Below are 12,467 nucleotides of genomic sequence, written 5' to 3' on the forward strand. Positions count from 1 at the left end.
GCGTTACCCCTGCTGACTTAAGAATTCATCAATCTCTTTACGCCACGGAACGGAAGGCTGGGCACCTTTGCGCGTTACGGCAATCGCCGCGGCGGCATGGGCAAAGCGAATAGCATCATCCATTCTCTTGCCTTCCAGCAGCGCAGTCACCAATGCACCGTTAAAGGTATCTCCCGCCGCGATGGTATCAATCGCCTTAACCTTAAAGCCCGGCACGCGACGGCCTTCCCCGTTTACGCTGGCCCACACTCCACGACTGCCAAGGGTAATGATAACGGTGCCGATGCCTTTATCGTGCAGCACTTTCGCCGCCCGCGCGGCGTCGTCATCATTTTCAACGCGAACGCCTGTCAGTTTCTCCGCTTCAGTTTCGTTCGGGGTAATGATATCCACCAGCGCCAGCAGCTCGTCTGATAATACCCGCGCAGGCGCAGGATTGAGTACGACAGTGGTATGATTTTGATGCGCTATCTCTGCGGCCGCCAGGACGCTTTCAACGGGTGATTCCAGCTGCATCAGAAGCGCTTCGGCATTCGCGATGATCTCGCGCTGCGCGTTCACCCGCTCAGTGGTCAGCGCGGCGTTAGCCCCCGCATGAATACCGATGACATTCTCACCTTCCGCGTTGACGAAAATCAGCGCCACGCCGGTTGACTCCCCTTCGACAACGCTGACAGGCGCAATATCAATGTTATCGCTGGCCAGCTGTTTGCGTACGCGCTCACCGGTATCGTCATCACCCGTGCAGGCAATAAAGGCGATCTTCGCCCCACTGCGTCCTGCGGCGACGGCCTGGTTGGCGCCCTTACCGCCGAACGCTACCTGATACTGATTACCGGTGACGGTTTCGCCCGGTGTCGGGAACGATTCAAGGTTAAGAATGTGATCGGCATTGATACTGCCAAGGACGACAAGATTGCCTGCGGTTTTCATGGTTGAGGTGTCCATCTGAGAGCGCCACCGGTGTGACCCGGTGGCGTATGCCACACTTTTCTTTATAGGGTGTCCCTCAGGCAGCCAGCAACTGCCTGATTCGCCTTTTACTGCTTGATGACCAGTTTCAGGTCAACAGGATATTTGGCCTGAACTTTTTCGCCCTTCAGCACTTTATCAGCAGTCTGCACGCCCGTTGCGCCGATCTGCTCAGGCAGCTGAGCGATGGTCGCCGCCAGTTTGCCATCTTTTACTGCTTTTTCACCATCCGGCGTGCCGTCAAATCCGACAACCATCACATCAGATTTACCTGCGGTCTGCAGAGCACGCAGCGCGCCCAGCGCCATTTCGTCGTTCTGTGCGAACACAGCCTGCACGTCAGGGTGCGCGGTCAGCAGGTTCTGCATCACGTTCAGACCTTTCGTGCGGTCGAAGTCAGCAGGCTGGCTGGCCAGTACGTTAAATTTGTGCGCTGCAACAGCCTGCTGGAAGCCTTCACCACGCTCACGCGCCGCTGACGTACCGGCAATACCCTGCAGTTCGATAACTTTCGCGCCTTCACCCGCTTTCTTCGCGATGTAGTCACCCGCGATTTTGCCACCCAGTACGTTATCAGAAGCGATGTGGCTGACTACGTCGCCTTTCGTCGCCTGACGGTCAAGGGTGATGACCGGGATCTTCGCCTGGTTTGCCATCTTCACGGCGTTACCCACAGCGTCAGAATCCGTTGGGTTGATCAGCAGGATTTTGGTGCCACGTACGGTTAAGTCCTGAACGTTTGCCAGCTCTTTCGCCGGGTTGTTCTGAGAGTCCAGCACCACCAGGTTGTAGCCCAGTTTGTCAGCTTCTTTCTGTGCTCCGTCCTTCAGAGAGACGAAGAACGGGTTGTTCAGCGTGGAGATAACCAGCGCGATGGTGTCTTTCGCCATTGCGTTAGCACTTACGGTTGCGCTCAGCGCGACAGCAGAAACCAGGGTAGCCAGTTTTTTCATGTTCATATCTAAGATGTCCTGTAGTGTCGTCAGTTACTGTTTTTTGTTGTCTACCAGAACCGCCAGCAAAATCACCACTGCTTTAACGATCATCTGGTAATAGGAGGAAACACCTAATAAATTCAAACCATTATTCAGGAAACCAAGGATCAGTGCGCCGATCAATGTCCCAACAATGCGACCTTTACCGCCCGCAAGACTCGTACCGCCCAGAACGACTGCCGCAATGGCATCCAGCTCATACCCCGTCCCCGCCGTTGGCTGCGCTGAAGAGAGGCGCGCCACTTCGATGATGCCTGCCAGAGAGGCCAGCAGACCACACAGAGAATAGACGATGATTTTGACTTTATTGACGCTGATCCCGGACAGACGCGTTGCCGCTTCGTTACCGCCCAGCGCATAGATATAACGACCCAGACGGGTGTGATGCAGCATGTACCACGCCGCGAGGAAAACGATAGCCATGATCCAGACCGGCGTCGGGATACCCAGCGGACGACCAATACCGAACCAGCCAAACAGATCGGCGTTATCCGTAAAGCCGGTATTTACCGGACTGCCGTTGGTATAAACCATGGTGACACCGCGCAGCAGGAGCATCATGACCAGCGTCGCAATGAACGCCTGAACGCGGCCTTTCGCCACAATCACACCGGTCACGGCACCAATTGCCGCCCCAAGTGCCAGCGCAGCTGCAACGGCCACCAGCGCGTTGACTTCAATCCCTACAATTGAAGCCGCAACCGCACCGGTGAGCGCCAGCAGGGAACCGACGGACAGATCGATACCCGATGTCAAAATCACCAGCGTCATCCCTACCGCCATAATGGCGTTAACCGACGTCTGCTGAAGAATATTGAACAGGTTATTAACGGTAAAAAAGTTTGGGCTCATGGTCGAAACAATCGCGATCAACACCAGCAGGGCAATCAGCGATTTTTGTTCCAGCAGCCATGCCTTTGTGAAATAACGGCGACCAGAAACAGCCTGGGTAGTCATCTTCTTACTCCTGATTCACGCGATTAAGCTTGCCCACAGCGGCAGCCATCAGAACTTCCTGGGTGGCCTGCTCGCGAGTGAATTCACCACCGAGATGCCCTTCATGCATGACGATAATGCGATCGCTCATGCCTAATACTTCTGGCATCTCGGAAGAGACCAGAATGATGCTCAGGCCGTCGGCCTTGAACTGGTTAATCAGCTGATAGATCTCTTTCTTGGCCCCCACGTCCACGCCGCGGGTTGGCTCATCAAGGATCAGCACTTTCGGGCGCGTCATCAGACCGCGCGCAATGGCCACTTTTTGCTGATTACCACCGGACAACAGGCCAATCGCCTGCTCCATCGACGGCGTTTTAACGTTGAAGAGACGGATAAAATCGCTGACCGCCTGCTGTTCATCTTTGTGCTTCAGGCTGCCACCGCTGCGGCTGAAATAGCGCAGGGCAGTAAGCGACATGTTCTCTTTTACCGACATCCCCAGCACTAAGCCGTCACGCTTGCGGTCTTCGGAGATATAGACGATGCCGTTTGCCAGGCCATCCTGTGGAGAGCGAGTCACCACCTCATGACCGTCGAGCGTGACATAACCGCTGGTACGCGGCAGTGCGCCATAGAGCACTTTCATCAGCTCGGTACGGCCTGCCCCCATTAACCCCGCCACGCCAAGGATCTCCCCCTGGCGCAGGGTAAAGGTGACATCGTTCACGCCCGGGCCACAGAGGTTATCCACCTTAAGGCGGATCTCACCCGGTGCTTTGTCCAGATGCGGATACTGGTCTTCGAGCTTACGTCCCACCATCATTTCGATAAGGGTATCTTCGGTCAGCGTGGCGACTTCGCGCTCGGCAATGAATTGCCCGTCGCGGAAGACCGTTACGTCGTCGCAGATCTCGAAAATCTCTTTCATACGGTGAGAGATATAGACAATCCCGCGTCCCTGCGATTTCAGCTCGCGGATAACGCGGAATAAAGATTCGGTTTCGGTGTCGGTCAGCGCGTCCGTCGGTTCATCCATAATGATGACCTTCGACTCAAAGCTCAGCACCTTCGCGATTTCAACCATTTGCTGATCGCCAATGGAAAGGTCGCCCACCAGACGGTCGCTCTTGAAGCGCAGGTTTAGCTTCGCCAGCAGTTTGTCCGCTTCGGCATACATCGTTTTCCAGTCGATTTTGCCAAACCGGTTAACGAACTCGCGTCCGAGGAAGATGTTTTCCGCAATGCTGAGCTGCGGGATCAGGTTCAGCTCCTGGTGGATAATACCGATCCCCGCATCCTGGGAAGATTTCGGGCCGTTGAACGTGGTCTCTTTACCCAGCCACAGCAGCGAGCCGGCATCGCGTTGATAGATACCGGTCAGCACTTTCATCATGGTGGATTTGCCGGCCCCGTTTTCGCCCACCAGCGCCATTACGCGTCCGGGATAAACGTTCAGTGCCGCGCCAGAGAGGGCTTTTACGCCCGGGAACGCTTTATCGATCCCTTTCAGTTGCAGTAATGCGTCCATGATGGCCTCAGAAGGTGACGCCAGCACAGAGAATGATATTCGCATACGGGGAACACTCCCCGCTGCGAATCACCGCCTGACTGTCTGCGGTTTGTTGTTTGAATTGCTCGTGCGTTGTGTAACGAATTTCTATGGTGTTTCCCTGGTGTTGTTGCAGTTGCTCAATGTGGCTGAGCAACGTTTCGTGGAGTTGCGGATTATGGTGTTTAATTTCCGTCGCGAGAATGGCCGCCTCAACCTGCATCTCCGCCGTCACCACGTCCAGTACCTGCATAAACGAGGGCACGCCCTGCGTTAACGCCATATCAATACGGGTTGTGCTGCGTGGAACCGGTAAGCCTGCATCGCAAACCACCAGCGTATCGGTATGCCCAAGACGGGAAATAACCGATGAGATTTCTGCGTTAAGAACGGTGCCTTTCTTCATTTTCTTGCTCCACTAGCGAAACGTTTCGCTGAAATCAGTTTAGTCTTAACGGTGTTCAGAAAACCACCATGACATAACAGATTTGTGATCGGCGTCGAAACGTTTCGCTACGTGAAATGAGAAGGCGATAAATGCAAAAACGGTAACCCTTTGGTTACCGCTTTTTTAGGGTTGCACCCTCTCCATCCAGGAGAGGGCATCAGGCCACACGAGGACCTAGATTTCGACCTGCGTTCCCAGCTCAATCACACGGTTAGGCGGGATCTCAAACTGGTCAGGCGCGCGAAGGGCGTTACGCTGCAGGATAAGGTACAACTTGCCGCGCAGACGCAAATACCAGGGGCGCTTGCCGATAATCAGCGACTCGTGGGACATAAAGAACGAGGTCTCCATCATGCGACAGCTCAGACCTTCCAGACCGCAGCGATGGAACACCTCTTCGACGTTTGGTGTCTCACGCCAGCCGTAGCTTGCCACTACGCGCCAGAAGGTCGGCGACAGTTGCTCGATTTGCACGCGGCGGACATTGTGGACGTACGGGGCATCTTCGGTGCGCAGGGTCAGCAGGATCACGCGCTCGTGCAGCACTTTGTTGTGCTTGAGGTTATGCATCAGCGCAAACGGGATAACGTTCAGCGCACGCGACATATACACCGCAGTGCCCGGCACGCGTACCGGCGGCGATTTCTCCAGCGAGGCAATCATAGCCTCCAGGGAGTTACCGTGCTCATGCATACGGCGCAGAAGGCGGAAACGTTCGCTTTTCCACGTGGTCATGACAATGAACATCACCAGACCGAGCGTCAGCGGCAGCCAGCCACCGGAGACAATCTTGTCGAGGTTGGCGGAGAACAGCGGCACGTCAATGCACAGGAAGCCGACCAGAATCATCATCACGAGGAATTTGTTCCAGTGCCAGTTTCGGTACGCTACCGTGGTGGAGAGCAGCGAGGTCAGTACCATCGTACCGGTTACCGCAATACCGTACGCCGCCGCCAGGTTGCTGGAGTGCTCGAAGCTGACGATGACAATCACCACGGCGAAATAGAGCAGCCAGTTGATGAACGGAATGTAAATCTGGCCCGACTCCATCTCGGAGGTATGGATAATGCGCATAGGCGAGAGATACCCCAGACGCACGGCCTGACGCGTCAGAGAGAACACGCCTGAAATTACCGCCTGCGAGGCAATAACGGTCGCCAGCGTCGCCAGAATCAGCATGGGCACCAGCGCCCAGTCCGGAGCCAGCAGGAAGAATGGGTTCTTAATCGCCTCCGGGTTTTGCAACAGCAGCGCACCCTGACCGAAATAGTTCAGCACCAGCGACGGCAGGACCACTAAAAACCACGCCACGCGGATAGGCAGTTTCCCGAAGTGCCCCATATCGGCATACAGCGCCTCAACACCGGTGATAGAGAGCACGACGGCACCGAGCGCAACGAAGGAAACCACTTTGTATTCCAGGAAGAAATGCACGGCCCAGTAAGGGTTCAGCGCATGCAGCACATCCGGGTTAGCAATAATGCTGCGTAAACCGAGTGCCGCCAGGACCAGGAACCAGGCCAGCATAATCGGAGCGAACAGCTTGCCCACCAGCCCGGTGCCGTGCTTCTGGATGATGAACAGCAGCGTCAGAACAAGGATCGCCAGCGGAACAACCCATGAATCAAGCTGTGGCGCGATAATCTCCAGCCCCTCTATCGCCGAGAGAACCGAAATCGCGGGCGTAATGACGACTTCCCCATAGAAGAAGCTGCCGCCAATCAGGCCGATAATGACCAGCACCGACGTCATTCTGGCGGAGGTATTCCGCCCGGCAAGGGACATCAGAGTCAGGATCCCCCCTTCACCGGCGTTATCTGCACGCATAACGAAGGAGAGGTATTTCACTGAAACCACCAGGATCAGCAGCCAGAAGATGAGGGACAGGAAGCCAAAGACGGCATCGCGCTCAACACCAAAACCAAACTGACCGGACAGACATTCACGAAGCGTATAAAGCGGGCTGGTGCCGATATCACCGTAGACAACCCCGATCGCCGCAAGCGTTATTGCGGGTAATGATTGCTTATTATCAGTGCTCATAGACTAGTCTTTTCGTTTAAATAACAAATGTGTGCTTAGTCCCTTGGCCCACAAAAAGCGCACAGTATGCACGATTCAATGCAAAATCGTACCCCTAAATGCAACCGCATTAATGTAGCGCAAAGAAAATAGCGCCGCACTTCAGTCTATTACCAGCCCTGACTGAAACGTCTATACTCGCTTCAATTGGCCGCCACGACGGCGAAAGGATGCAAAACTATTATGGCTCACTCACATTTAATAGCAGAAAGAATTTCCCGCCTCAGCGGCGCGCTGGAAAAAGGCCTTTTCGAGCGTAGCCACGCCATTCGCCTCTGTTTACTGGCGGCGTTGAGCGGTGAAAGCGTCTTTCTGCTTGGTCCTCCGGGCATCGCCAAAAGCCTGATTGCCCGCCGGCTGAAATTTGCCTTTCAGAACGCCCGCGCTTTCGAATACCTGATGACCCGCTTTTCCACCCCAGAAGAAGTTTTCGGCCCGCTTTCCATTCAGGCGCTAAAAGATGAGGGGCGCTATCAGCGCCTGACTGAGGGGTATCTTCCGGAAGCGGAAATTGTTTTTCTTGATGAGATCTGGAAAGCGGGGCCGGCTATTCTGAACACCCTGCTCACGGCGATAAACGAACGCCGATTCCGCAACGGTGCCAGCGAAGAGAAAATCCCGATGCGCCTGCTGGTGGCGGCTTCTAACGAACTCCCGGAAGCCGACAGCAGCCTTGAAGCGCTGTATGACCGCATGCTGATCCGCCTGTGGCTCGACAAAGTGCAGGATAAATCCAACTTCCGCTCAATGCTGATCAGCCAGCAGGATGAGAATGAAAACCCGGTCCCCGCTTCGCTGCAGGTCACGGATGAGGAGTATTACCAGTGGCAGGAGGATATCGGCAAAATCACACTGCCGGATTCGGTGTTTGAGCTGATCTATCTGCTGCGCCAGCAGCTCGATTTACTGCCTTCTGCGCCGTATGTCTCCGATCGTCGCTGGAAAAAAGCGATCCGCCTGCTGCAGGCCAGCGCCCTGTTCAGTGGCCGCGATGCCGTTGCGCCAATCGATCTGATCCTTTTAAAAGATTGTCTCTGGCACGACGCGGAAGGCATGAACCTGATGCAGCAGCAGCTTGACGTATTGATGACCGGACACGCCTGGGGCCAGCAGTCGATGCTCAACCAGCTCGGGGCGATTGCCCAACGGCGCATTCAGCTGCAGCAACAACAAAGCGACAAAACAGCGCTGAAAGTAAACCGCCTTGGCGGCATGTTCGCCCGCAAAGCGCATTATGAGCTGCCGTCCGAACTGACCAGTACAACGCTGACGCTCCTGCTTCAGCAGCCCCTTAAGCTTCATGACATGCAGGTGGTCCATATCACCGTGGAGCGAGAGCCACTGGCTCAGTGGCTTGATAAGGGCGGGGAGATCCGCGGCAAACTCAACGGCATCGGTTTTGCCCAGCCGCTGACGCTGGAAGTGGACAGCAGCCAGCATCTGGTGATCCGCGACGTCAGCCTGCAGGGATCACGTCTTGCGCTTCCGGGAACCGCCTCTGACAGCGTGCCGGAAGAGATTAAACACCAGCTTGAAGCGCTGGATACGGAATGGCACCAGCAACATACGCGCTTCAGCGAGCAGCAAAAATGCCTCTTTATTCATAGCGACTGGTTAGGTCGCATCGAAGCCAGCCTGCAGGATGTCAGCGCGCAGATCAAACAGGCTCGTCAATGCTAACGCTGGATACGCTTAACGTCATGCTGGCCGTCAGCGAAGAGGGGTTGATCGAAGAGGTGGTCATCACCCTTTTGGCCTCCCCGCAACTGGCGGCTTTTTTTGAAAAATTCCCGCGGCTCAAAAAGGCGATGACCGACGATCTCCCGCGCTGGCGCGAAAACCTGCGTCAGCGGTTTAAAGAGACCGAAGTCCCCCCTGAATTAACTGACGAGGTGGCCTGCTATCAGCACTGCCAGCGGCTCTCTACAGCACAGTTTATCGCCCAGCTCCCGCAAACCCTGACGTTACTCGACACGGTACACTCTCCGTTTGCCAGCCAGGCGCGAGCGCTGGTCACGGATAACGCCACGTTTACCCCCGCGCTACACACCCTCTTTTTACAACGCTGGCGCCTCAGCCTGGTTGTGCAGGCCACAACGTTGAACCAGCAGTTGCTGGATGAGGAGCGTGAACAGCTGCTTAGCGAAGTGCAGGAACGCATGACCTTAAGCGGTCAGCTGGAGCAGGTGCTGGTGGAAAATGAAAACGCCGCCGGGCGTCTTTGGGATATGAGCGCCGGTCAGCTGCGGCGCGGAGATTACCAGCTCATCGTCAAGTACGGCGATTTTCTGGCACAGCAGCCAGAGCTGATGAAGCTTGCCGAACAGCTGGGTCGCTCACGGGAGGCCAAATCGGTCCCAAAGAAAGATGCCCCAATGGAGACCTTCCGCACCCTGGTCCGTGAACCGGCCACCGTGCCTGAGCAGGTGGATGGGCTCCAGCAAAGCGACGATATTTTGCGCCTGCTGCCCACGGAGCTGAGTACGCTGGGGATGACTGAGCTTGAGTACGAGTTTTATCGCCGGCTGGTGGAAAAACAGCTTCTGACCTACCGGTTGCATGGCGAAGCCTGGCGTGAAAAGCTCAGCCAGCGCCCGGTCATCCATCAGGATTTTGACGAGCAACCGCGCGGGCCCTTTATTGTGTGCGTGGATACGTCCGGCTCGATGGGAGGGTTTAACGAACAGTGCGCGAAAGCGTTCTGCCTGGCTCTGATGCGCGTGGCGCTCGCCGATCGACGTCGCTGCTTCATCATGCTCTTTTCCAGCGAAGTTGTGGGGTATGAACTGACCCATCAGCAGGGTATTGAGCAGGCGATCCGCTTTTTAAGCCAGCGCTTTCGTGGCGGTACCGATCTGGCCAGCTGTTTTCGAAGCATCGTTGAGCGGATGCAGGGCGGAGACTGGTATGACGCTGACGCCGTGGTCATCTCCGATTTTATTGCCCAGCGGCTACCGGATGACGTGGTGAATAAAGTGAAGGAGCTACAGCGAGTGCATCAGCACCGTTTCCATGCTGTGGCGATGTCTGCCCATGGAAAGCCCGGCATCATGCGCATCTTCGATCATATCTGGCGCTTTGATACCGGGTTACGTAGCCGCCTGCTAAGACGCTGGCAGCGCTAATTACAGAAGAGATTCAACGCGATCGCGTACCTGTTGTGGCCAGACACCGCACTGCACCTGACCAATATGAGGCAGCTGCAACAGCAGCATGGTCAGACGGGACTGGCCAATACCACCGCCAATGGTCTGCGGCATCTCTCCGCGCAGCAGCGCCTGGTGCCACTCCAGCGTGAGGCGATCTTCATCCCCGGTCAGTGCCAGCTGACGCTTCAGGGCGTCAGCATCCACGCGGATCCCCATTGAAGAGAGCTCGAACGCATCTTCCAACACCGGGTTCCAGACCAGAATATCGCCGTTCAGACCGGCGAGTTCGCCCTCACCCGTCGTGCTCCAGTCATCATAATCCGGCGCACGCACATCATGGCGTTTACCGTCAGACAATTTGCCGCCAATCCCGATCAGGAACACAGCACCCAATTCTTTGGCGATCGCACGCTCACGGCCTTTGGCATCCAGATCGGGATAACGGCTCAGCAGTTCCTGACTGTGGACAAAGTGGATCGATTCCGGCAGGAACGGTGCCAGACCAAACTCTTTGCTCACTGCCGCTTCGGTCGCTTTGATCCCGGCGTAGATCGCCTCTACGGTGGATTTCAGCGTACCGACGTGACGCTCGCCATCGCCCATGACACGCTCCCAGTCCCATTGATCGACGTAGACGGAGTGCATTGGCGTAAGACGGTCTTCATCGGGGCGAAGGGCTTTCATGTGCGTGTAAAGCCCTTCGCCCGCGCTGAAGTCGTGTTGTCCCAGGGTTTGACGTTTCCACTTCGCAAGGGAATGCACCACTTCGAACTGGGCGTCTGGCAGTGTTTTCACTTTCACCTGTACCGCTTTTTCGCATCCAGAAAGGTTGTCCTGCGTCCCGTCACCCACGCGGCTGAGAATGGGCGCCTGGACTTCGATCAGACCAAGCTTGTCTTCCAGCTGACGTGAAAAATGGGATTTAACGAAGCTGATCTGGCGTTGTTTTGCGATGTAAGCGGTTTTCATTATTTATACTCCTGCGTCCTGTTGATAGAGATTAAGCAACAGAAATGGCCTGTTATTCAATAACCCATCAACAAAAAGCCCTCTTCACTTTTGATTCATTAAAATAAGGCGCTAGAATAGAGAGATTCATTAATGTTCATAAGAAAAAGCTATGGAAAATTATCAGATCGATAATCTGGACCGCGGCGTCCTGGAGGCCTTAATGGCCAATGCACGTACTGCCTACGCGGAACTGGCGAAACAGTTTGGCGTCAGTCCGGGCACAATCCACGTTCGCGTGGAAAAGATGAAACAGGCGGGGATCATTACCGGCGCACGTATCGACGTCAGCCCTAAGCAGCTGGGTTATGACGTCTGCTGCTTTATTGGCATTATTCTCAAAAGCGCCAAAGACTATCCGTCAGCCCTGGCGAAGCTCAACGCGCTTGAAGAAGTCACGGAGGCCTACTACACCACCGGGCACTACAGTATCTTTATAAAGGTGATGTGCCGCTCCATTGATGCCCTCCAGCAGGTACTTATCAACAAGATCCAAACAATTGATGAAATTCAGTCCACTGAAACATTGATCTCCCTGCAGAACCCGATCATGCGTACCATCCGCCCCTGATCGGGCAAATTCATTCCCACATTTTCCACAGGTAGATCCCAGCTCGTTCACAGCGTACAATGAGCCCCTCTTTATTTGAGCGAGCGATCAATGGCAGACATTACCCTTATCAGTGGCAGCACCCTGGGCGGCGCGGAATACGTTGCGGAACATCTGGCTGAGAAGCTGGAAGACGCGGGCTTTTCCACCGAAACACTGCACGGCCCGTTGCTTGACGATCTCCCGACTGATGGGGTCTGGCTACTGATCACCTCGACGCACGGCGCAGGCGATCTGCCGGATAATCTGCAACCTTTATATGACGAACTGCTGGAACAGCAGCCTGACCTGTCAAACGTCCGTTTTGGCGCGGTGGGTATCGGCAGTCGTGAATATGACACCTTTTGCGGTGCAATAGAGAAAGTCGAAGCCGCTGTGACTGCCTGTGGGGCAAAACAGCTGGGTGAAACACTGAAGATCAACATCCTCGATCATGACATTCCGGAAGATCCAGCGGAGATCTGGCTGGGTGAATGGAAAAATTTACTCAAAAACGATTAAAGATCGCGCGAACAGATGTGGATAACTCTGGTTAAAAGCTCGTATTAAGCGGTAGTTATCCAAGTTATAACTCTGAGGCCGTTTTGGCCCTGTGTATAAAGTCGCGATCTGATCCCAGCTTATACTGGCCAGGATCACCGATCATTCACAGCAAACGATCCTTTCTAACTGCATGATCTTCATCGTGAGATCGGGCTTATCCACAGAGGTACTC

Annotated in this window: 11 protein-coding genes; 4 read left to right on the forward strand and 7 right to left on the reverse strand. The window is 55.1% G+C overall.

From position 1 onward, the window contains the following. Positions 1–3: 3 nt before the first annotated feature. The 6 genes from rbsK to kup all read right to left on the reverse strand — a co-directional run bounded on the left by rbsK (position 4) and on the right by kup (position 6,946). A complete protein-coding gene (rbsK, locus tag AM379_RS07865; RefSeq protein WP_020882773.1) occupies positions 4–933 on the reverse strand; it encodes a ribokinase in 930 nt (309 codons plus the stop codon). 107 nt (positions 934–1,040) lie between these two features. Continuing rightward, on the reverse strand, positions 1,041–1,931 hold the full coding sequence (gene rbsB, locus AM379_RS07870) for a ribose ABC transporter substrate-binding protein RbsB (RefSeq protein WP_014172267.1): 891 nt from the start codon (positions 1,929–1,931) through the stop codon (positions 1,041–1,043). 27 nt (positions 1,932–1,958) lie between these two features. Then, entirely contained in the window at positions 1,959–2,924 is a 966-nt protein-coding gene (gene rbsC / locus AM379_RS07875) for a ribose ABC transporter permease (RefSeq protein ID WP_020882772.1), read from the reverse strand. 4 nt (positions 2,925–2,928) lie between these two features. Then, positions 2,929–4,434, reverse strand: a complete 1,506-nt coding sequence (rbsA, locus tag AM379_RS07880) for a ribose ABC transporter ATP-binding protein RbsA (protein ID WP_020882771.1) — start codon at positions 4,432–4,434, stop codon at positions 2,929–2,931. A 7-nt stretch (positions 4,435–4,441) separates the two neighbouring features. Then, on the reverse strand, positions 4,442–4,861 hold the full coding sequence (gene rbsD / locus AM379_RS07885) for a D-ribose pyranase (protein WP_020882770.1): 420 nt from the start codon (positions 4,859–4,861) through the stop codon (positions 4,442–4,444). Positions 4,862–5,077: 216 nt separating this feature from the next. Then, a complete protein-coding gene (gene kup / locus AM379_RS07890) occupies positions 5,078–6,946 on the reverse strand; it encodes a low affinity potassium transporter Kup (protein ID WP_014172271.1) in 1,869 nt (622 codons plus the stop codon). Positions 6,947–7,168: 222 nt separating this feature from the next. Here kup and ravA point away from each other — a divergent pair, with 222 nt between their 5' ends. Then, the gene (gene ravA / locus AM379_RS07895) at positions 7,169–8,665 is read left to right on the forward strand and encodes an ATPase RavA (protein ID WP_106503581.1); all 1,497 of its coding nucleotides are present in this window, start codon (positions 7,169–7,171) and stop codon (positions 8,663–8,665) included. Continuing rightward, on the forward strand, positions 8,659–10,110 hold the full coding sequence (gene viaA / locus AM379_RS07900; protein ID WP_106503582.1) for an ATPase RavA stimulator ViaA: 1,452 nt from the start codon (positions 8,659–8,661) through the stop codon (positions 10,108–10,110). The genes ravA and viaA overlap by 7 nt, the downstream gene beginning before the upstream one ends. On the opposite strand, the gene asnA is transcribed toward viaA, so the two are convergent. Next, positions 10,111–11,103 carry an aspartate--ammonia ligase gene (gene asnA, locus AM379_RS07905; protein WP_068795370.1) on the reverse strand — a complete coding sequence of 331 codons (993 nt, stop codon included), beginning with the start codon at positions 11,101–11,103 and terminating at the stop codon, positions 10,111–10,113. 151 nt (positions 11,104–11,254) lie between these two features. Here asnA and asnC point away from each other — a divergent pair, with 151 nt between their 5' ends. Further along, a complete protein-coding gene (gene asnC / locus AM379_RS07910) occupies positions 11,255–11,713 on the forward strand; it encodes a transcriptional regulator AsnC (RefSeq protein ID WP_106503583.1) in 459 nt (152 codons plus the stop codon). Between the two features lie 90 nt (positions 11,714–11,803). Further along, positions 11,804–12,253 (forward strand): FMN-binding protein MioC, encoded by a 450-nt coding sequence (gene mioC / locus AM379_RS07915; RefSeq protein ID WP_020882767.1) that lies wholly within the window; start codon positions 11,804–11,806, stop codon positions 12,251–12,253. Positions 12,254–12,467 lie beyond the last annotated feature (214 nt).

This window comes from Enterobacter cloacae complex sp. FDA-CDC-AR_0132 (assembly GCF_003010695.1).
In the GTDB taxonomy this organism is placed as follows: Bacteria; Pseudomonadota; Gammaproteobacteria; order Enterobacterales; family Enterobacteriaceae; genus Enterobacter; species Enterobacter ludwigii.